At 58.7% G+C, this 21,149-nt stretch carries 19 protein-coding genes; 5 read left to right on the top strand and 14 right to left on the bottom strand.

Features of this window, described 5'->3' with window-relative positions:
* Nucleotides 1-8: 8 nt before the first annotated feature.
* From ACR0M2_RS01900 to ACR0M2_RS01880, 5 genes are all read right to left on the bottom strand, one after another.
* Nucleotides 9-2,903, bottom strand: a complete 2,895-nt coding sequence (locus tag ACR0M2_RS01900) for a formate dehydrogenase subunit alpha (protein WP_170348410.1) — start codon at nt 2,901-2,903, stop codon at nt 9-11.
* Nucleotides 2,904-3,035: 132 nt separating this feature from the next.
* Nucleotides 3,036-3,224 (bottom strand): twin-arginine translocation signal domain-containing protein, encoded by a 189-nt coding sequence (locus tag ACR0M2_RS01895; protein ID WP_170348411.1) that lies wholly within the window; start codon nt 3,222-3,224, stop codon nt 3,036-3,038.
* A gap of 61 nt (nt 3,225-3,285) precedes the next feature.
* Nucleotides 3,286-3,897, bottom strand: a complete 612-nt coding sequence (locus ACR0M2_RS01890) for a TorD/DmsD family molecular chaperone (protein ID WP_170393682.1) — start codon at nt 3,895-3,897, stop codon at nt 3,286-3,288.
* 4 nt (nt 3,898-3,901) lie between these two features.
* The gene (locus ACR0M2_RS01885; protein WP_170348413.1) at nt 3,902-4,489 is read right to left on the bottom strand and encodes a DUF3306 domain-containing protein; all 588 of its coding nucleotides are present in this window, start codon (nt 4,487-4,489) and stop codon (nt 3,902-3,904) included.
* Nucleotides 4,486-5,040, bottom strand: coding sequence for a DUF3305 domain-containing protein (locus ACR0M2_RS01880; RefSeq protein ID WP_170393687.1), 555 nt, complete (start codon nt 5,038-5,040; stop codon nt 4,486-4,488). The genes ACR0M2_RS01885 and ACR0M2_RS01880 overlap by 4 nt, the downstream gene beginning before the upstream one ends.
* A gap of 221 nt (nt 5,041-5,261) precedes the next feature.
* Between ACR0M2_RS01880 and ACR0M2_RS01875 the strand changes: the two genes are divergently transcribed.
* The gene (locus ACR0M2_RS01875) at nt 5,262-7,214 is read left to right on the top strand and encodes a 4Fe-4S binding protein (RefSeq protein ID WP_480703900.1); all 1,953 of its coding nucleotides are present in this window, start codon (nt 5,262-5,264) and stop codon (nt 7,212-7,214) included.
* On the opposite strand, the gene ACR0M2_RS01870 is transcribed toward ACR0M2_RS01875, so the two are convergent.
* Nucleotides 7,208-7,936: a c-type cytochrome gene (locus tag ACR0M2_RS01870; RefSeq protein ID WP_480703899.1), complete on the bottom strand. Its 729-nt coding sequence runs from the start codon at nt 7,934-7,936 to the stop codon at nt 7,208-7,210. The genes ACR0M2_RS01875 and ACR0M2_RS01870 overlap by 7 nt on opposite strands.
* 108 nt (nt 7,937-8,044) lie before the next feature.
* Between ACR0M2_RS01870 and ACR0M2_RS01865 the strand changes: the two genes are divergently transcribed.
* Genes ACR0M2_RS01865 through ACR0M2_RS01855 form a run of 3 tightly spaced genes read left to right on the top strand, consistent with a single transcriptional unit; the run spans nt 8,045 to nt 10,277 of the window.
* Nucleotides 8,045-9,106 (top strand): Mrp/NBP35 family ATP-binding protein, encoded by a 1,062-nt coding sequence (locus ACR0M2_RS01865; protein WP_480703898.1) that lies wholly within the window; start codon nt 8,045-8,047, stop codon nt 9,104-9,106.
* The gene (locus ACR0M2_RS01860; protein ID WP_170358039.1) at nt 9,103-9,798 is read left to right on the top strand and encodes a biotin/lipoate--protein ligase family protein; all 696 of its coding nucleotides are present in this window, start codon (nt 9,103-9,105) and stop codon (nt 9,796-9,798) included. Before ACR0M2_RS01865 ends, ACR0M2_RS01860 begins: the two co-directional genes overlap by 4 nt.
* A complete protein-coding gene (locus ACR0M2_RS01855) occupies nt 9,798-10,277 on the top strand; it encodes a DUF6505 family protein (protein WP_170359302.1) in 480 nt (159 codons plus the stop codon). The genes ACR0M2_RS01860 and ACR0M2_RS01855 overlap by 1 nt, the downstream gene beginning before the upstream one ends.
* A 3-nt stretch (nt 10,278-10,280) precedes the next feature.
* On the opposite strand, the gene ACR0M2_RS01850 is transcribed toward ACR0M2_RS01855, so the two are convergent.
* From ACR0M2_RS01850 to acs, 8 genes are all read right to left on the bottom strand, one after another.
* Nucleotides 10,281-10,781: a flavin reductase family protein gene (locus ACR0M2_RS01850; protein WP_170548406.1), complete on the bottom strand. Its 501-nt coding sequence runs from the start codon at nt 10,779-10,781 to the stop codon at nt 10,281-10,283.
* Between the two features lie 89 nt (nt 10,782-10,870).
* Entirely contained in the window at nt 10,871-12,283 is a 1,413-nt protein-coding gene (locus ACR0M2_RS01845; protein ID WP_480703897.1) for a 3'-5' exonuclease, read from the bottom strand.
* A gap of 1 nt (nt 12,284) precedes the next feature.
* Entirely contained in the window at nt 12,285-12,803 is a 519-nt protein-coding gene (locus ACR0M2_RS01840) for a hypothetical protein (protein ID WP_170348421.1), read from the bottom strand.
* A gap of 43 nt (nt 12,804-12,846) precedes the next feature.
* Nucleotides 12,847-14,670 (bottom strand): DUF294 nucleotidyltransferase-like domain-containing protein, encoded by a 1,824-nt coding sequence (locus tag ACR0M2_RS01835; protein ID WP_480703896.1) that lies wholly within the window; start codon nt 14,668-14,670, stop codon nt 12,847-12,849.
* A gap of 109 nt (nt 14,671-14,779) precedes the next feature.
* A complete protein-coding gene (locus ACR0M2_RS01830) occupies nt 14,780-16,564 on the bottom strand; it encodes a sodium:solute symporter family protein (protein WP_170348423.1) in 1,785 nt (594 codons plus the stop codon).
* A 5-nt stretch (nt 16,565-16,569) separates the two neighbouring features.
* Complete coding sequence (locus ACR0M2_RS01825; protein ID WP_170348424.1) at nt 16,570-16,854, bottom strand: DUF4212 domain-containing protein; 285 nt, start codon at nt 16,852-16,854, stop codon at nt 16,570-16,572.
* 184 nt (nt 16,855-17,038) lie between these two features.
* The gene (locus ACR0M2_RS01820; protein ID WP_480703895.1) at nt 17,039-17,722 is read right to left on the bottom strand and encodes an adenylate kinase; all 684 of its coding nucleotides are present in this window, start codon (nt 17,720-17,722) and stop codon (nt 17,039-17,041) included.
* A 7-nt stretch (nt 17,723-17,729) separates the two neighbouring features.
* Nucleotides 17,730-19,694: an acetate--CoA ligase gene (gene acs, locus ACR0M2_RS01815; protein WP_170348426.1), complete on the bottom strand. Its 1,965-nt coding sequence runs from the start codon at nt 19,692-19,694 to the stop codon at nt 17,730-17,732.
* Nucleotides 19,695-20,112: 418 nt separating this feature from the next.
* Between acs and ACR0M2_RS01810 the strand changes: the two genes are divergently transcribed.
* Entirely contained in the window at nt 20,113-21,129 is a 1,017-nt protein-coding gene (locus ACR0M2_RS01810; RefSeq protein ID WP_170349382.1) for a C4-dicarboxylate TRAP transporter substrate-binding protein, read from the top strand.
* The last annotated feature ends 20 nt before the right edge of the window (nt 21,130-21,149 follow it).

Here is a 21,149-nt window from a genome sequence, read left to right as displayed (position 1 = left end):
CGTCCTCCTTACGCTGCCGAGATTTTGCAGAGAGTACATTTCGTCTCCTGCATCTGGGTCACTGAATCGTAGCCATAAGTCTGGGCGGTGTTGGAGCTTTCACCCAGCACGTAGGGATCAGCGCCAGCGGGGTATTTGTCCCGCAAGTCCTGTCCCTGGAAATGGCCGCCGAAATGGAATGGCATGAAGGCCACGCCGGCACCGACCCTGTTGGTCAGCATCGCCATCACCTTGACTTTGCCGCCCTCGGGACCTTCGACCCAGACCTGAGACCCATCACGAATACCAAGGTTGTTGGCATCGCGCGGGTTGATCTCGACGAACATGTCCTGTTGCAGTTCGGCCAGCCACGGGTTCGATCGGCTTTCCTCGCCGCCACCCTCATATTCGACCAGACGACCAGACGTCAGGATTAGCGGGTAATCCTTTGAAAAGTCGTTCTTCTGGATCGAAGCGTAAAGGGTAGGCAGGCGATAGGCCTGACGGTCTTCGTAGGTCGGATAATCCTCCACCAGATCGCGCCGGTTGGTATATAGAGGTTCGCGATGCAGTGGGATCGGGTCCGGGAAGGTCCAGACGACCGCACGGGCTTTGGCGTTCCCAAAGGGCGCACAACCATGCTCGATCGCGACCCGTTGGATGCCGCCGCTAAGGTCGGTTTTCCAGTTGGTCTTCGGACCCGCAACGGCGTCGATTGCTGCGCGTTCCTCATCCGTCAGATCGCCATCCCAACCAAGATCCATCAGCATCTGCATCGTGAATTCGGGATATCCATCCTGAATTTCCGACCCAACGCTATAGACCCCTTCGGCCAGCAGGTTGTCGCCATCGCGTTCCACCCCGAAACGGGCGCGGAAGGTCAGGCCACCTTCGGCCACCGGTTTGGACATGTCATAGAGGTTTGGAGTCCCCGTATGACCCATCTCGGCCGTGCCCCAGCAGGGCCATGGCAGACCATAGTATTCGCCGTCGTTTGGTCCGCCAACAGCCTGCAGCGTCGTTCTGTCGAACGTGTGCTGGTTGGCCATATGGCTTTTCAGACGTTCCGGCGACTGACCGGTATAGCCGATGGTCCAGAGGCCCGAGTTGAACTCACGCGTGATGCTTTCAACATTCGGGGTTTCGGCGTCTTCCATTTCGATATTGCGGAAGAACCGGTCCGCCCAGCCGAACTTGTTGGCAAACTTGGCCATAATGACCTCATCCGGCAAGCTTTCGAACAGCGGATCAACCACCTTGTCGCGCCACTGCAGCGAGCGGTTCGAGGCCGTGACCGAGCCACGAGTTTCGAACTGCGTACAGGCAGGCAACAGGTAAACGCCATCGGTGCGGTCATGCAAAACGGCCGAGACGGTGGGGTACGGGTCGATCACGACCAGCATGTCCAGCTTCTCCATCGCCGTCTTCATTTCCGGCCCACGCGTTTGCGAGTTCGGCGCGTGACCCCACAGAACCATGGCGCGAACGTTGTTGTCCTGATCCATGTTTGCTGGGTCTTCCAGAACACCGTCGATCCAGCGAGAGACAGGGATACCGCGCTCGTTCTGAAGCGGTTTATCCTTGCCTTCCTTGTCCTTGATCGTGGCGAACTGACCAGCCAGCCATTCGGGTTCTTCACCCCAGACACGTGCCCAGTGGCCCCATGCACCTGCGGACAGGCCGTAATAGCCGGGCAGGGTGTGAGACAGAACACCAAGGTCCGTCGCGCCCTGCACATTGTCATGACCGCGGAAGATGTTGGTGCCACCACCCGAGGTGCCCATGTTGCCAAGCGCAAGCTGCAGCACGCAGTAGGCGCGGGTGTTGTTGTTGCCGTTGGTGTGCTGGGTCCCACCCATACACCAGACGACTGTGCCGGGCCGGTTGTTGGCCATGGTGCGGGCAACGCGCTTCAGCTGCGAACCGGGCGTGCCGGTGACGCGCTCGACCTCTTCCGGGTTCCACTTGGCAACCTCTTCCTGGATCTGGTCCATACCCCAGACACGGGTGCGGATGAACTCTTTGTCCTCCCAGCCGTTGTCGAAGATGTGCCACAGGATGCCCCAGATTAGCGCAACGTCTGTGCCGGGGCGGAAGCGGACATATTCATCTGCATGGGCCGCGGTGCGCGTAAAACGCGGGTCGCAGACAATCAGCGGTGCGTTGTTCTGCTCCTTCGCGCGCAATATATGCAGCAGAGAGACAGGGTGCGCCTCAGCCGGGTTGCCGCCGATGATGAAGATCGCCTTACTGTTGTGCATGTCGTTATACGAATTGGTCATGGCGCCGTAGCCCCATGTATTCGCAACACCCGCAACAGTGGTCGAGTGGCAGATACGCGCCTGATGGTCCACGTTGTTCGTGCCCCAGTAGGCGGCGAACTTGCGGAACAGATAGGCCTGTTCGTTATTGTGCTTCGCGGAACCCAGCCAATAAACACTGTCTGGCCCCGACTCTTCGCGGATGCTCATCATGCCGTCGCCGATCTCGTTGATCGCTTCTTCCCAGCTGATGCGTTTCCACTCGCCACCTTCCTTTTTCATCGGGTATTTCAGGCGGCGCTCGCCATGGGCGTGCTCGCGAACCGAGGCCCCCTTGGCGCAGTGCGCACCCAGGTTGAACGGACTGTCCCAACCGGGTTCCTGCCCGATCCAGACGCCGTCCTGCACTTCTGCGACGACTGTACAGCCGACCGAACAATGGGTGCATACGGATTTGATGTTTTCAACGGCCTGATTGGCCGCTGTCTGGGCGCTGGCTGGCGTCACGGTTCCACCCGTGGCGCTGATCGCGGCAAGGCCGCCGATCGTCAGGCCCGATCCACGCAGGAATGCGCGGCGATCGACGGTTTTCTCGCCGACCTGGGACAGGATACTTGTCCGCTGGGGGCGTCTCGCAACCCCGTTGGTCTTTTTCCTTAGCATTGTTTTCCTCCCTTGCGCGCCGTGTAAGCCACGGCTGGCTTGGTACTGCTGATGCCGACGTCAGGGCCAATCGCAACCGTCAGTCGGTTGGTGACATCGTCCGGTCGGTAAACCGGGCGCAGTCGAGGCGGCTTAGAAGCGCGCGCTGTCCAGGTAAGCGCGGGTGTGCGCTGTGTCCTGCATGCGGGTTTCGTCCGTGGGCAGCTCGGCTGCTTCGGCTTTTCCGCTTAGTGTGGCTGCGGCAACAGCAGCGGGCGCTGCGGTTCCGGCCAGTTTGAGGAAGTCGCGGCGCGAGGCGCCTTCTTCCTTGGTCTTGCTCATGGGCTTCTCCTTTCCCATTTGCGATCTAGCGCCAATTCGGGCGCTGGCGAGTTGCGGTGGTTCACACCGCCGTCATTCGGAAGGCCTCGCGTTCGATTTCCATAAACACCCGACCGGCTGTGCCGACCGAGGCATAGAGAACCGACGCTTCGGCTGCTTCCAAATCAGAATAGAAATGTGTGGCCCAGGGGCCGATATGTTTGTTCCAGAACGCCTTTTGATCCTCGACCGTGGCGGGTGCGCCAAAACGGCCAACGATCATGCCTGCCATCATTTCCATCAGCGAGGCAATGTTGTCTTCAGGCTCGAATACGTTCTGCGCTCGGGTGATCCCGCGGACGGCCATGTCATTGCGTAACTGCGCCAGAGGTTTCTCGTTCAAAAACCCAGTCAGGTAATAGCTGCCATAAGGCAGCAGCTCACCCCGGCCCAGTCCGATGAACAGCGCATTGAATTCCCGTTCCGCGGCGGCGGGTTTGGTGACTTTGGCCACCCGCACCATGGCTTGAATGGCTTGACCCAGGTCTGTGCCATCCCCGGTCAGACCCGCGACCTGATCTAGCAGCATTTGATCTGGTGGGCCTGACAGAAGCAGACCCAGAAAATTGTAGAAATCCGCGCGCAGGCGATCTTCGGCCGAGACTTCCAGATTTTGCGCATTGCCTGCGGTCATTTCGTCATCCTTCGAATTCAAATTTCATGCGGCGCGGGGCAACCTGCGGCGCTGTCTCGTCCACCTCATCGGTAAATGCCACGGCCACCTGGGCGGGGGCTGGGGTTGGAACCACTTCCGGTTCCTCTTCGGCTGCCAGGGTTTCACCTTCATCCACCAAGGGTTCGATTTCGGGGGCATCCTCTTCGGCCTCTGCAGCCAATGCTTCGATGTGGCTCAGCATTCCTTTGCCAACCTGATAGGCGGTCTGGATGTTCTCGATCACACAGGCCGCGTCGGTATAGTCCTCACCATAGTCGACAAGCCCGTCCACATTGGCCAATACCGGGTTCAGCCGCCACAGCCGGCGCAAGGCACGGCGGCGCAACCGGTCAGGGACGGCCTTTGCCATAAACCCCGAGACATCATCCCCGGCCTGCAACTGATCGGGGTCGGGCAAGTTGAACTGTGCCAAAATCTCGGCGTCGCTCTTTTCTTCCAACTCGGCGTGTTGCGTGGCGATGACCTGTTCTTCACTCGCGATGACCTCGGCCTCGGCTTCGGCCTGAACGGCAGCTTTGCGGCGGGACCAGAAATCGCGAGCTTGGGTCATTGCAACAGCCTCCGTGGTGCGCGGTAGACGTCCGAGGTCTGCCGGATACGCGCATCCCCCTTGCCGTCCTCTACAAGGTCCGTCCGTTTCTTGTCGCGGCGGCGTTTAATGAAAACCTCATCACGGTGGTGTTCCAGCGCGAAATCCCGAACCCAGGCAATCAGCCCTTCAGTCATCGGGATTTTTTCGACAATCTCTTCGCCGGTATCTGCATAATCCTGCCCTTCGAACGGGGACGCCGTGACCAGCACCGCATCCATCGGGCGTTCGCCATCCAGCGCATCGCGAAGAACAAGGTAGATCGAAGGTTGTCCGTCGGACAGGTTGACCATGTAGGCCTCAGTTTCATCAGCCCAAAGCGTCAGGGGAAGGGTGGCGGCGTGGTACTCCACGGCTTCACCCTCGCGGCGCATCTCAAGCCAATCCGCTGGCCCGGCACCGGGCAGCACAGCAACGGCGCGCCAGTTCCATTTCGCCCAGCGGGTAACACCGGGTGTTTTGCGCACGACGACGCCGATTGGCATTTCAATCTGGCTTGCGGCCTTGGCCACTTAGTCCTCCCCGGAAGGCTCTCCCCTGCCTTCCCCTGGGTCTACTATGGTACACAAAGCAACCATGTGCCAAGTCTGAATTGCTGGGCTAATGATCTGATCACCGATTGTTTACGAACCCGAGAGGCATTGAAGACCCTGCCATGCCGAAAGATTTGCCATGGGGCATTGCCACTTTCCCATGACACCCTAAGCTGAAACCAAGATGGGGAGGCGATGCCATGGGCACAAAACTAATACTATGCGATTGCGCGGGAACGCAGGATCTTGAGGCCGGGAAAATCGCATCCGCTTGTGGGATCGCCTGTTCAAAGGTTCATACGGCCCTGTGTACGGCTGAGTTGGAGACCGCTGCATCCCTGATGCAGGACGGGGATACGGTGATTGCCTGCGGGCAGGAGCAAGATGTGTTCCGGGACCTTGCAGACGAATTGAATATCGACATGCCGGGGTTTGTCGACTTGCGTGACCGCGCCGGTTGGTCAGAGCAGAGCAGCGATGCGACCCCCAAGATGGCCGCTTTGGCGGCTGAGGCGCTGCTGCCCCAGCCCATCACGCCCAGCGTTGACGTCTTTAGCGAAGGCACCTGTTTCATTGTCGGGGCAGGTGAGGTGAGTTTTGATCTGGCGGCCCGGCTGTCGGACACTTTGGCGGTGACGGTGCTGGTGACCGATGACGCGTCGCCGGTTTCGCGGTCTTTTGACGTGGTGCGCGGCCAGCTTCGGTCGCTGAACGGCGTACTGGGCGGGTTCACGTTGCGGCTGGACGCCTTGCAACAGCTGAAACCGGGCGGTCGTGGGGTGTTTACCTGGACCGAGGCTCGTGATGGGGCGCACTCGGCCTGCGATATCATCATCGACCTGACCGGCGGCACTGCGTTCGTGCAGGCCCCGGCCAAGCGCGAAGGCTATTTGCGCGCAGATCCCAAGGACCCGCTTGCCGTGGAACGGTTGGCCTATGAGGCGGTGCAACTGGTTGGCACGTTTGAAAAGCCGCTTTACGTGCGGCTCGAGGAAACGCTGTGTGCCCATTCCCGTGCCGAGCAGATCGCCTGTACCAACTGTCTGGATATCTGTCCGACGGGTGCGATTGTCCCGGCGGGGGAACATGTGTCCATTGACCCAATGGTCTGCGCCGGATGCGGAGAATGTGCGGCGGTGTGCCCATCGACCGCAATCACATACGAGGACCCGCCAGTTTCTGCCCTGTTGTCACGCATGCACATTCTGGCGCGGACCTATCGGCGGGCAGGGGGGACGTCGCCCCGTTTGTTGGTCCACGATGCCCACGGGGCTGAGATGATCCGGCTGGCTGCCCGGTTCGGGCGCGGCTTGCCCGCAGATGTCATCCCGCTTGAGTTAAACGTGATTTCGGGGTTCGGCCACGCCGAAATGCTGGCGGCATTGGCGCATGGGTTCGCACGTGTCGATATCCTTCTGGCCCCAACCACCGAACGCGACGCGCTGGATCGTGAATTGGTTCTGGCGCAGGCAATTGCAGGACCGGATGGATTGTCCTTGATTGATCAGGCCGACCCCGATGCGATGGCAGACCTGCTATATGGGCAGGATGTTCCGTCACCGCTGTCCGATCCGGTGCTGCCGCTGGGCAACCGCAGACAAATCGCGCGCTTGTCCGCACAGGCGTTGAATCCGCAGGCGGATACACCTTTATCATTACCCGAAAATGCTCCGTACGGGGCGGTGGCGGTGAATACGGACGCCTGTACATTGTGCCTCAGCTGCGTGTCGCTGTGCCCGTCAGGTGCTTTGGCTGACAACCCAGACAAACCGCAGCTGAACTTTCAGCAGGACGCCTGTTTGCAATGTGGCTTGTGCAAGGGCGTTTGCCCCGAGGACGCGATTACCCTTGTCCCGCAACTGGACCTGAGCGACGCAGCCTTGTCTCAGCAGGTGCTGAATGAGGAAGAACCCTTTGCCTGCGTTGAATGCGGTGCGTTGTTCGGTGTGAGATCTACGGTCGAACGGATCATGGAAAAGCTGTCGGGCACGCATCCGATGTTTGCCACCTCGGACAAGGCCCGGATGATCCAGATGTGCGACAATTGCCGGGTGAACGCGCAGTTTCAGCAATCAGACAATCCGTTCCAGTCCAATCCAAGACCCAAGGTTGTCACGACCGAGGATTATTTCTCAAAGCGAAAGGATCATTGAAGCTGTAGCGGTGCGCCCAAATCAGCAGCCTGGATGGCAGAAACAAACGCCAGAATGGCTTCCAGTTCTTCCAGCGTCATCTCGACCGGGTGAATGGGCGAGGGGCGTTCAGGGGCAAACGGCGGTGTCAGCCCGTCAATTTGTGTGAAGGCGGGATGGGGGTTTAGGGCAAAGAACGCCTCGAACCGCTCAGACCAGTCCGGCATGGCGCGCAATACCGCGAACGAGGGGGTTGAACCCAGACCGTTCATCCGGTTTTGCGGCCCAATCACATGGCACCGGCCGCAATGGATCATCGACAGTTCCGCGCCGCGCACGGCGTCACCATCGACCACAGTTTCCTCCTGCGCGGCCGTTACTTCGAAACTCGCAGAGAAGGGTGCCCCTTGGTCAGGGACAAAGCTTTCGACCGTATTCTTGCCGATATCGGACAGCAGCCAGTCGCGGAACCGTTCGTGCCGGGCGTTGTCTTCGATCCGTAGATGGTACACCACTCCGCCGCGTGCAAAGACCGGGTCGCCCGGCGGGGAGGTTTCCAGCACCAAAATGCCCCCGTCATCCGCAATAACGCGTATCCCGGTCTTGAGAGAGAAGCGAGGAAGGATATGTTGCAGCAGACCAGAGTCTGTTACTTCCGTCGGGGCGGCAAGGCCAATGGCCTCCTGCGACCAAGAGGGACTGGCAGAGAGCGTCAGGCTCAGGCACAAAAGGACAAAGCGCATGGCCCAACCTAACGGTCTGGTCCCGATTGCGTCAAATGAACTGAATGAGACGGAGACACATGCAATGAAACGCAACCTCATCGTGGGTGGAATTAAAGGGGTAATGGCATGAGTGTTCGTGACGCGGTTCTGGCAAACCTGAAAAAGATCACAGACCCTGTATCCGGGCAGGATATCGTCAGCGCCGGAGTGGTGCGCGCGCTGAATGTCGAAGGTGACACCGTTCGGTTCGTACTTGAGATTGATCCGAAACAGGCCGAGCGAATGGAGCCCGTTCGTGCCGCCGCCGAGCAGGCCGCAAAGTTGGCAGACGGTGTGGCCAATGTGTCTGCTCTGCTGACCGCGCATTCGGAAAAGGCTCCGCCAGATCTGAAACCGAAACCCAAGCCATCGCAAACCGGCCCGCAGGCCGTACCGGGGGTGGATCGAATAATCGCCATTGCCTCGGGTAAAGGCGGGGTAGGTAAATCCACCGTTTCGGCCAACCTTACCTGTGCGCTGGCGGCCGAGGGTCGTCGTGTCGGTCTATTGGACGCTGATGTTTATGGCCCGTCGCAGCCCCGGATGCTGGGTGTCTCGGGCCGTCCGGCCAGCCCCGATGGCAAGACGATCCTGCCGCTGCGCAATCACGGCGTCACCATGATGTCGATGGGTCTGATGACCAATGAAGGGCAAGCGGTTGTCTGGCGCGGCCCAATGCTGATGGGCGCGCTGCAACAGATGATGAGCCAGGTTCAGTGGGGCGCTTTGGACGTGCTGATCGTGGACTTGCCGCCAGGCACCGGTGACGTGCAACTGACGCTGAGCCAAAAGTTCAAGGTGGACGGTGCCATTGTTGTATCTACCCCGCAGGACGTGGCCTTGATCGATGCCCGCAAAGGGATCGACATGTTCAACCAGCTCAAGACTCCTATCGTCGGCATGATCGAAAACATGTCGACCCATATCTGCTCCAACTGTGGGCATGAGGAACACGTGTTCGGCCACGGCGGTGTGAAATCTGAGGCCGAAGCGCTGGGTGTTCCGCTGCTGGGTGAAATCCCCCTGCATCTGGATATCCGGGTCGCTGCGGACGGGGGCGCGCCCATCGTGATCAGCAAACCCGACAGCCCGCAGGCTGAGGCATTCCGCAAAGTCGCCCGCGATATGATCGCCAAGGGTAACGCATGAACCAACCGGTCTTTCCGCCATTGCTGACGGGCCATCCTGTGCAGGGCGGGGAAGACCCGTTCGACCGCGCCCAAGCCATGGCCGCGCTGGGCTGCGACGCGGGGACGGTGGTTTACAACATTCAGGCCGACCGCTTGCGCGTTGCCATCGTTTTTGCGCCCGAGGTGCCTTTGCAGGACGCTATGGCGATGCTGCCTTTGTGCGCCGTGGGGTTTCAGAACGCGCTGGGCGCGCTGGCTCCGCCCGAGGTTGCCGTGCATTTGGGCTGGGATGGACTGATTTGCGTGAACGGGGCGAAGTGTGGAATGTTCCGCACCGCCGCCTCAGGCTGCGATCCCGGGCAAGAACCCGATTGGCTGGTGGTCAATTGGGAACTGGCGTTGCTGCAAACCGGGGATGATCCGGGGAAAACGCCGGATGTCACCGCACTGCATGACGAAGGGTGCGCCGATGTCTCAGCAGCACAACTGGTTGAAAGCTGGTCGCGGCATATGCTGACCTGGCTCAATCGCTGGCAAGAGGACGGCAACGCCCCTTTGCACGGCGAATGGATGGGGCTGCTGCGCGGCGTCGGAGAGCCCTACGGAGAGACGGGCGTGTTTCTGGGCACCGATGAGCGGTTCGGTATGCTGATCCGTGACGGCGATGAAACACGTTTACGCCCGCTGACCGAACTATTGGAGAACCAATGATGAAACTGGCCCGTGCGATCCATTTCGATGAAAGCGACATGAATGTGTTCCATTCACCGGCTCGGACGGGGGAATGGTGCATATCAGGCGGGTTTGAATTCTCGAACTGGGGTGAGGCCGATCTGGAAGGCAAGGCGCGGCAGGCGTTTTCAAACGGTTGGTTGGGCGTCGAAACCTTTGGGCGCGTGACATTTGTCGCCGTGACCCAGATCGAACAGGCCGAGTTGGACCAGATCGTGCAAACTCTGGCCGAGCATTTTGTGCAATTCTACGGTGCGCCTTCAGTCGAAGCGGCCTTGGGTGTGGCACAGGCCGAAATCGTCCATATGAGTGAGCTTTGCGAAGAACACGCCCCGAACACATTGTTGACGGTCGCGCGTGAGTTGTCCGACACGGGTGTGCACGAAGCGTTCCGTATTATCACCCCACAGGAAACACAGCTTGAGGCGTTGGCCGTTCACGGCTCGCTTGATGAATGAAGGTTACAGCAGGTCCGCGAAGCCGCCGAACTGACCGCGTTTGAAAATCAGGCCTTTGCCTGTGCGATACATCACCTGTTCGACCTCACCAACCAAGATCAGGTGATCCCCGGCCTCGTGCTTGGCATGTAATTGGCAATCGAACCGGGCCAGACACTGGTTCAGTTGCGGTCTGCCTTTGTGATCCGTATCCCATTCCACGTGCGAGAAATCCAACCCATCACGCGCGAACTGCAGTGCCTGATCCTGCTGTTCCTGTGCCATCACGTGAATGGAATAGTGTTGGCAGGCATTAAAGGAATTGAACCGAAACGAGTCTTTTGCCAGGCACCACAGCACCAACGGTGGGTCCAGCGAGACCGATGAGAACGAGTTGACGGTTATCGCACGCGGTCCGTTTTCGGTGTTCGTCGTGATGACGGTGACACCTGTGCCGAAACACCCCAGCGCTTCGCGAAAAGCGGTACTTTGGTCAGGAGTTGGGGTGAAGGTCTTTTCAGTCATTGTCCGCTCGTGCAGTGGCCGCGCATCAGGTGCCACGGTCTGCCGGAATTGTCCATGAAAAGCTGAATCTTGAGCGAATATTTTGACGTTCAGTTCAAATCTTCCAGCAGGCGGCCATGCTGACGGGTTGCCTCGATGACTGCGCCAAAGGTTGTCATGCCACGGGCTTGCAGCATCGGCAGCATCTTGACCAGTGCTTGCGCTGTGGCGACAGCGTCGCCAAGGGCGGTGTGGCGCAGGTCGTGCGGAATGGCAATCTCTAACCTGTCACACAACGCATCCAGGGTGTGCTTGTCGCTGGCGCCGAACAGAACGGCAGATAGCAAAACAGTGTCGAGGATGGGGTGATCCCAGTCGACATCCATGCGTTTTGCATGGCGCCGCAGAAAGGCCATGTCGAAAGGCGCGTTATGGGCCACGATCACCGCATCCCGCGCGAATTGGTGGAACGTGCGCCCCGCCGCAGCAATATCCGGTGCGCCCTGAACCATGTGGTCGCTGATATGATGAACTTTGGTCGAAGCCGGCGGGATCGGCATGCCCGGATCAACCAACATATCAAACCGCTCGCCCTGAACGATGCGTCCATTCACAACCCTTACCGCGCCGATCTGGACGATTTCGTCCTTGTGCGGCAGTAGTCCCGTGGTTTCGGTGTCAAACACCACAAAACACAGATCGCGAAGGGCGAGAGATTCGAACTCGCCCGCGACCGCGCTGTTCAGCAAGTCAAAGTCGTATACCAGTGGGCGCGCAGCCTCGGGTGCGATATTAGCGGCGCTTTCGTCGAATATCAGCAGATAGCCGGGCGCGTCGCCCAGCGGCTTCATGCGGGCGGAATAGGTTTGCGCGCCGTCGATGCTGGTCAGGGTGCATTCGACCTCAAGCCCGGTTTTTGACAGTTTCTCGTAGGCTTGTTGCAGTGGCACGGGTTGCAGGTATTCGTAAAGCGAGGCGTTCAAGCGGGGATGGGCGATTTGGGCCAGCACTCCGGCGGCCTGCCCATCGTACAGCACGATTTTGTGGGTGGGGCTGGCCAGCACCATCGCCACCGGAATCTCGGTCAGCAGGGCCGTCAGTCTTTGTTTTTCAGCAGACAAATGCGCAGTCTCAGCAGCCACGGCCTGAGCCACATCCATGGTCTTGCCTGACAGCTGATCCGCCAACCCGGCTGCCGCTGGGGCCAGGTCGCCCAGATAACGCGCGGCCTGCATGTCCATATCCGTGCTGACGCCCGCATGTGCGCGGGCGCGCAGCTGGGCCGATAGACGTTCGATGGGCTTTGCCACGTTGTCGTCAAACAGCAGCCAGACGGCAATGATCAAGGCGATGAAGCCGAAACCCATAAGGATTTCAGCCAGGATAAAAGCACTTGCTAACGCAGGATCAGCGACACGCAGATAGCTTACCCAAAGTGCCACAGAGCTAACGGCCAGTGCGCCCACTGCCATCAAGCAGAAGAACAGAAAAATTCGGACGCGCAGGCTAAGCCGTGTCAGCATGTTACACTCCGCAGGTGGCCTCGACGATGGGGTCCTCGGCGTTGACGGTCAGCCAGTCGGCATTGAGCAATTGGCCGTCGTCACCGAACTCAGCTCCATCGGCCAGGCTGGCACGGCTGTTGGTGGCGCAGTCGACGGCCACCGGCAGTTTCGAGATCGGGGACCAGCGACCAAAGAAATACATGTCCACAAGGCGTTGATCCGGCACCTGCTCGTTGGTGCGGACCGAGGCGGTGTCGATCGCGGCAAAGCGATTGACGAACGGTACGGCATAGGTCCACGGGCGATAGAAGGCCCGGCTTTCAACCTCTTGCACGATTTCCATTTCTTCCGGCAGCGTTTCAGTGGTTCGGTCGTACCAGGAATACTCGCTGGCTATGGTCATGCCGATCATACCCAGCCCGGCCGCGACCGGAGCCGCCCAGCGGGGCAGACGGCCACCCGTCAGTTTGTTCACTCCCATCACCACACCTGCAAAGGCGATCCCTGCAAAGATGGTGCCGATCAGTTCCAGAAACATGTTTTTCTCCTGGTTTAACGCTTTTGCGCCCGTTTGGGCCTGCCTAGTTCAGCATACCTTTGCCATGGCCCACCGCCGACTGCATTGTTTTTACGACGACAAAGGCGTCTCGCAGATGACTTCGCTCAAAGTCAGACAAAGTCGATGGTGGAAGATAGTTGTCGGGGTTTTTGCCGGATTTGACCAGCCTCACCTGATGTTCCAGCCGTGTTTCAGCGATCAAGTCATAGGCGTCCAGAATATCCCGCGCGCCCGAAGGGCTAAGAACCTGGGCCGCTTCGGCGGCTTTCAAGCGGGCGCGGGTGTTGGCCTCGGGCAACTGACCCTGAAGGCTGTAGATGCGGGCCAGATCAACCACCGGCACAACGCCGTTATGTTTCAGATCAAGCGTATTGCGATGTTCGCCCGAGCGGATGGTGGCAAAACCTCGCAACAGGCCGAGCGGGGGCGTGTGCTTTAATGAATTGGAAATCATGTGCGCCACGAAGATCGAATTCGCGTTGGCTGCAGCCAGCGTGTCGGCTTGCAGATCCTCGAACAGTTCGAACGCGCCGCCGATGGGGCGCAGGTCGAACATGACCGAGGCTAGCATTTGCGCCTCGGGGTTCGGTTTGGCGATCCAGCCGTTGAAATAATCCCGCCATACCCTCACCGGCTGACACCAGCGGGGGTTGGTCGCCATCATGTCGCCCGGGCAATAGAAATACCCGCAAGTGTCCAACCCGTCCGAAACAAATTTTGCCAGTTCGCTGAAATAGGCCATGTCGCCGTCAGACACGTTGTCGTCCAGCATCAGGCAATTGTCCTGATCCGATACGCCGGTCTGCTCTTGCCGCCCTTGCGAACCACAGGCTAGCCACAAATAAGGCACGGGCGGCGGGCCCAATTTCTTTTCTGCCAGCGCCAGCAGACGGCGGGTCACAGTATCGGCGATGTCGGTGATCAGGCGGGTAACGATCTCATGCCGGTTACCGCTGGCCACCAGCTGCACCAGAAGTTGAGGAATTTCAGCCGTGACCAGTGCCATTTCACCCGCAGAGTTGGCATGAGCGATCCGCCGAACCAGTTCGGCCGAGTTTACGGCCTGATAGTGGGTCAGATCGGTCTGCGTGACGATACCGACCAGCTTGCCGCCTTCACAGATCGGGATATGGCCGATCCCGCGCTCCATCATCACATGCAACACGTCCGATCCGATATCGGAGGGTGAAAGAGTGACGGGATCAGGTGTCATGATCGCTGAAACGGGCGTTGTTTCGGGCATGTTGTCCGCCACGTATTTTCCGGCTACGTCCCGCAGCGTTGCGATGCCCAGCAGCGTGTCGTCGTGGGTCACGCACAGAGACGAGATATGGCGATCGCGCATCACCCGCGCGGCTTTTTGAACTTGCATGTCCGGAGGACAGGTGGCCGGGTTGTGGGCCATCAGAACGTCAATCGCACTGGTGGCCAGGCTTTGTGGGCCGGCCCGTTCCCCCCGCGTACGGTTGAAGAAATTGGCAACAACGTCATGGCCGTCGATCAGCCCGCGCACCACATTGGGGGGCAGAACCATCAGAACGGACGGCGTATGCGCGTGTGCATGGGTCGCGGCCTTGCCGTCTTTCAGCAGTCCGCGCTCGCCAAAGGAATTGCGCAGTCCCAAATGCGAAACGACAGCGCCGTTTTCATCCGTGATCTCAACCTGTCCTTCATAGATTACAAAGATGCCGGGCAGAGTGTTGCCAAGCTCGTACACGGGTAGCCCTTCGTCGACCTCCCACACCTCGATCTGGTTGGCGAGATCGTCCAGCGTCTCGGGCGGCAGGGCGTCATAAGGGTGTACGGATTTCAGAAACCGGGTGATCTGGTCATGGGACAGGGGCATCAGACACTCCTTAGTTTCCGTTTGAAAAATCCCGCCCGGTGAAATGCCGGGCGGGAACAGTTGGTCGAAAGACGCGGCACATGGAATTTATCCATTTACCGCATCATGCTCATTTATTCTGAGCTGCGCCAGCGCCACGGGGAATGCGAACGCTTTCGACCAATTCCACGATCTCCTGCGGGGTCTCTTTGGTCATACCAGCGACCACGTAGGCGACACCGAAGTTGATCATCGCACCGATTGCACCGAACGAGGTCGATTTGATCGGACCCAGCAGCGGATCAGCATCGGTGAACGAGTTGGTGCCCGGAATGAACAGCCAACCTTTGTGCAGGAAGATGTAGACCAGGGTCACGGTCAGACCTGCCAGCATACCTGCGACCGCGCCGGTGTTGTTGATGCGGGTCGAGAAGATCCCCATCATCAGCGCCGGGAAGATCGAAGCTGCCGCCAGACCAAAGGCCAAGGCCACGGTTTGCGCCGCAAAGCCCGGTGGGTTCAGACCCAGATAGGTTGCGACAACGATAGCCACGGCCATTGCGATCCGCGCCGCCAGAAGCTCTCCTTTTTCCGAGATCTGTGGGTTGATCGCGCCTTTGACAAGGTCATGAGACACAGCCGACGAGATTGCCAGCAACAGGCCCGCAGCGGTCGACAGAGCGGCGGCAAGACCACCGGCAGCGACCAGACCGATCACCCAACCTGGCAGGTTGGCGATCTCAGGGTTGGCCAAAACCAGGATGTCGCGGTTGAACTTGGTCAACTCGTTACCAACCCAGCCTTTTTCTTCGGCAAGCACCTGCATGTCTGCATTCTGATCGTTGTAGTACTGGATTTTACCGTCGCCGTTCTTGTCTTCCCAATCCAGCAGCCCGGTTTTCTGCCATGTCTGCATCCAGTCATAACGCGGATCCGTGTCGATTTCCTCGACCGAAACGGCACCACCTTCGATGCCACCATTGGGCCACATCATGTCGGTGATGTTCAGGCGGGCCATTGCGCCAACCGCAGGGGCGGTCAGATACAGCAGCGCGATGAAGACCAGCGTCCAGCCAGCCGACCAACGGGCGTCAGCCACGCGAGGCACGGTGAAGAAGCGCATGATCACGTGCGGCAGACCAGCAGTACCGATCATCAGCGACAGCGTGAACAACACCATGTTCAACGTGTTCGAATGGTGTGCTGTGTAGTCGGCAAAGCCCAGCTCGGTCACGATTGCGTCCAGCTTGGTCAGCAGAGGCTCACCACTGGCGGTATCACTGAAAAGACCCAGCGCCGGAATCGGCGTGCCGGTCAGCTGCAGCGAGATAAAGATTGCCGGGATGGTATAGGCTGTGATCAGCACGCAGTACTGAGCGACCTGAGTATAGGTCACACCCTTCATCCCGCCGAACACCGCGTAAGCAAACACGACACAGGCACCGATCAGCAGACCGGATGTGTTGGACACCTCGAGGAAGCGGCCAAAGGCCACGCCAACGCCGGTCATCTGACCGATTACGTAAGTCACAGAGGCCACGATCAGACAGATCACCGCAACGATACGTGCGGTCTGGCTGTAGAAGCGGTCGCCGATGAATTCCGATACTGTGTACTTGCCGAATTTACGCAAGTAAGGCGCAAGCAACAGTGCCAGCAGCACGTAGCCACCGGTCCATCCCATCAGGAAGGTCGAGTTGTCATAGCCGGTAAAGGCAATCAGACCCGCCATCGAGATGAACGAAGCCGCCGACATCCAGTCGGCCGCTGTTGCCATACCGTTGGTGACCGGGTGAACGCCGCGACCGGCGGCGTAAAATTCCGATGTGGAACCCGCCCGGGCCCAGATCGCGATGCCGATGTACAGCGCAAAGGACGCGCCGACAAACAGCAGGTTGATAGTAAACTGGTCCATGGGGTTTACTCCTCATCCACGCCGTATTCGGCGTCCAGTTTGTTCATGCGCCAGGCGTAGTTGAAGATCAGCACCAGAAAGACCAGGATTGATCCCTGCTGAGCGAACCAAAAGCCCAGATCGGTGCCGCCAACGGCGATACCGGACAGCAGCGGACGCAGCAGAATGCCGAATCCAAAAGACACCAGCGCCCAGATCACGAGGCTGATGTAGATGAGACGCAGGTTGGCCTGCCAATAGCCCTTGTCGGCCTCGGCAGCCTGCGCGGAGTTTGTTGATTGATCCGCCATTGCGGGTTCCTCCTTCGCTTCCTCGTTGGGCGGCCCGTGCCCAACTCCTCCAGTGACTTGGGCCGCTTCTCGATTGTGCCTGGCACCAGCATGATGTCAGGCAAGACTCCTCTGGTCCGCCAAGGCGGGTCCATTGAAGTATTCTCTTGTTAGATCAAAGCCTTGGGGGGCTTTTCTCCTCCCCTTAACTCATCGCGTGACCCACGATATTCTTGAGGTCGTTAGCGATGTCTTCGATCTTGCCCATTGCGTTAGTGCGTTGCAGAACACCGTGGGATTCATAGTAAGTGATCAGCGGCGCGGTTTGGGCGTGATAGGCAGCAAGGCGCGAGGCAACAGTTTCGGCGTTGTCGTCGGCGCGGCGTTTGAACTCGGTATGGCCGCATTTGTCGCATTTGCCCTCGACCGCGGGGACCTTGAACGTGTCATGAAACCCTTCACCACAGCCTGCGCAGGTATAACGGCCCGAGATGCGGGTGACCATTTCGGCGTCCTCGACCTCAAGGCTGATTGCGGCGCTGATTTTCTGGCCGTTCTCCGACAGCAAACCGTCCAGCGCCTCGGCCTGCACGGTCGTACGCGGGAAGCCGTCCAGAATGACGCCTTTGGCGCAGTCCGGTTCATCCAGCCGATCGCGCAAGATAGCGATGACGATCTCGTCGCTGACCAGATCGCCAGCTTCCATAACGGCCTTTGCAGCAAGTCCGGCCTCGGTCTCGGCGGCAACGGCGGCGCGCAACAGGTCGCCGGTGCTGAGTTGTATAAGCCCGAACGTGTCTTCGAGCATCCGCGCCTGCGTGCCCTTCCCGGCGCCCGGAGGGCCGAGAAGGATCAGAACGGCGGGGGTGGTGGTCGTGGCAGCGTCCATCACATCCTCACTTACTTGCGCGGTTTTCGATCAGATCTTCGACCACCGACGGATCGGCCAAGGTCGAAGTATCACCCAGCGAGCCAAAGTCGTTTTCGGCGATTTTGCGCAGGATACGGCGCATGATTTTGCCGGAACGGGTCTTGGGCAGGCCGGGGGCCCATTGGATCACATCGGGGCTGGCAATCGGGCCAATTTCTGTGCGAACCCAAGTGCGCAGCTCTTTCAGAAGCTCATCCGAAGGCTCGCGATCGTTCATCAGAGTGACATAGCAATAAATGCCTTGCCCTTTGATATCATGGGGATAACCGACAACAGCAGCTTCGGCCACGGCGGCGTGCGCCACCAGCGCGCTTTCTACCTCGGCCGTACCCATACGGTGGCCCGAGACGTTGATCACGTCATCGACGCGGCCAGTGATCCAGTAGTCGCCATCCTCATCCCGGCGGCAACCGTCGCCCGTGAAGTAATAGCCTTTGTAGTCGGCAAAATAGGTTTTCTCGAACCGCTCGTGATCTCCCCAGACGGTGCGCATCTGTCCGGGCCAGCTGTCTTTGATGCACAGCACACCCTCGACCCCGTTTCCTGTGATTTCGACACCCGATTGCGGGTCAAGAACGACAGGCTGAATTCCAAAGAACGGCTTCATCGCCGAGCCGGGCTTCATCGCATGTGCGCCGGGCAGGGGGGTCATCAGGTGACCGCCGGTTTCGGTCTGCCACCATGTGTCGACGATGGGGCAATTGCCCTGGCCGACAACCTCGTTATACCAGTTCCACGCTTCGGGGTTGATCGGTTCACCCACGGTGCCCAGCACTTTCAGATCGCTCAGATCGTGCTTTTCGACCCATTCGGTACCCTGACCCATCAATGCGCGGATCGCCGTGGGGGCGGTATAGAACTGGTTTACCTTGTGCTTGGCGCAGACTTCCCAAAAACGGCCAGCGTCGGGGTAGGTCGGCACGCCTTCGAACATCAGGGTCGTCGCACCATTGGCCAGCGGGCCATAGACGATATAGCTGTGGCCGGTGACCCAGCCTACGTCTGCGGTACACCAATAGATGTCGCCATCGTGGTAATCGAAGGTGATCTGATGCGTCATGGCTGCGTAGACCAGATAGCCACCAGTGGTATGCACCACGCCTTTGGGCTGACCGGTTGATCCGGAAGTATACAGGATGAACAAAGGGTCTTCGGCGTTCATCTCGGCGGGCGCGCAATAGTCATCCGCTTCAAGCGCCATTTCGTTGTAATCGAAATCGCGGCCGTCAACCCATGTGGTCTGGCCGCCGGTGCGCTTGACCACCAGACATTTCACGGTGTCTTTACAGTGCAGCAGAGCGGCATCCGCATTGGACTTAAGAGGGGTCTTGCGACCGCCGCGCGGGGCCTCATCCGCCGTGATAACCACCTTGGCATCGCAGCCGTTGATCCGCGCTGCCAGCGCGTCGGGCGAAAAGCCCGCGAATACGATGGAATGGATCGCGCCAATACGCGCACAGGCCAGCATCGCATAGGCTGCCTCGGGGATCATCGGCAGATAGATCACCACCCGGTCACCTTTGCGAACGCCCAGAGATTCCAGAATATTGGCCATTCGGCAGGTGCGGCGGTGCAGCTCGGCATAGGTTATGTGCTGGGCGTCGTCGTTCGGGTCATCCGGCTCCCAGATGATCGCGGTCTGGTCGCCGCGTGTTTTCAGATGGCGATCCAGACAGTTGGCTGCCACATTCAGTGTGCCGTCGGCATACCAGTTTATTCCAACCGAGCCGAAATCATAGCTGACATCTTTGACTTGTGTATACGGTTTGATCCAATCTACTCGCTTGCCTTGCTCATCCCAGAACGCCACAGGATTTTCGATCGAGGCGTTGTACATCTGGGTGTATGCGTCGGCATCGACATGGGCGCGGGCAACGGTTTCTGCGGATGGCGGATAGACCTTGGCATCTGCTTGAGCAGCGGTTGTCATTCTGAGGCTCCTCCCTCTGGACTTTATTTCACTGGGCCAAATCTTGCCCGCGGAACGGGCGATGTCGACCCGTTTCCTCCCCACGTCAAATAATAAGCGAAACTGAAAACAATTAAATAAATTACCGATATCTTTAGATTTGTTTGTAAAGAAATTTTGTTAGTGTGCAAATAATAGTAAATAAAACCACTATGAATTTCAAAAAAATAAATAAAACCAAAATAGTAAGTGTCATGAAATTTTTGATTGGTGGATGCAGATGATCAACCGTAATTTTTGAATCTTGGATACACCTATTGGTTGTTAGCGCTGTCTTCTGGTGCTTGGTGAATTTGTCCGGGGTTGGCACACATCAATGTTGGCGCTAGCTTTGATCGCAAGCGCTTGGAGAAGAAGCGCAACAAAGGGAGAATTCATGATGAAAAAGATGTTGAGCGGCGCGGCCGTCGCCGCCTTGGGTGTTGCATTCGTCTCAGAGGCTGCTGCAACCGAATGGAATGCCTCGGTTTGGGGCAAGCGGCGCGCCTTTACTGAACATGTCGAAAAGTTGGCCGAACTGGTTGGCGAAAAGACGGGTGGCGAGTTCACCATCAACGTCAGCTACGGTGGCCTGTCAAAGCCCAAGGAAAATCTGGACGGCATTGAAATCGGTGCTTTTGAAATGGCTCAATTCTGCGCCGGGTATCACCGCGACAAGAACCGAGCGATCACAGTGCTTGAGCTGCCGTTTTTGGGCGTGAACAATCTTGACGAAGAAGTGGCTGTCAGCCACGCGGTCTACGATCACCCGGCCGTTAAGGATGAGATGGCGCAGTGGAACGCGCGCATCATCATGACCTCACCAATGCCGCAGTACAATCTGGTCGGTACTGGTGATCCGCGCGACGAATTGGCGGATTTTGACGGGATGCGTGTACGTGCCACTGGTGGCCTGGGGCAGGCGTTCGAGGCTGTGGGCGGTGTGCCGACCTCTGTCCCAGCAACAGAAGCGTTCAACGCGATGGAATCAGGTGTTGTCGACACGGTTGCCTTTGCCCAACACGCTCACCTGTCTTTCGGCACCATCAATGAAGCCGACTGGTGGACCGCTAACCTGAACCCCGGCACGGTCAACTGCCCGGTGGTGGTGAATATCGAAGCCTATGAAGCGCTGCCTGCGGAGCACAAGGAGGCGCTGAACAGTTCGATCGACGAGGCGATTGACCATTACCTTGCGAACTACGGCGGGCTGCTTGAGCAGTGGGATAGCGTTTTGTCTGAGAAGGGCGTTGAAAAAGTTGAGATCGACGATGCCGTTCTTGAAGAATTCCGTGCTAAGGCAGCCGATCCGATCCGTGAACAGTGGATTGCGGATATGTCAGCACAGGGTCTGCCAGCGCAGGACCTCTATGATCTGGTTCAAGCTACGCTGAAGCAACAGCGCGGCGGAAACTGAGTTCCTTTTCCGGGTGCCTG

The sequence above is a fragment of the Ruegeria sp. BE10 genome, assembly GCF_056538905.1.
Note: the sequence above shows the minus strand (reverse complement) of the source record. Positions and strands in the feature narration are given on the sequence as shown.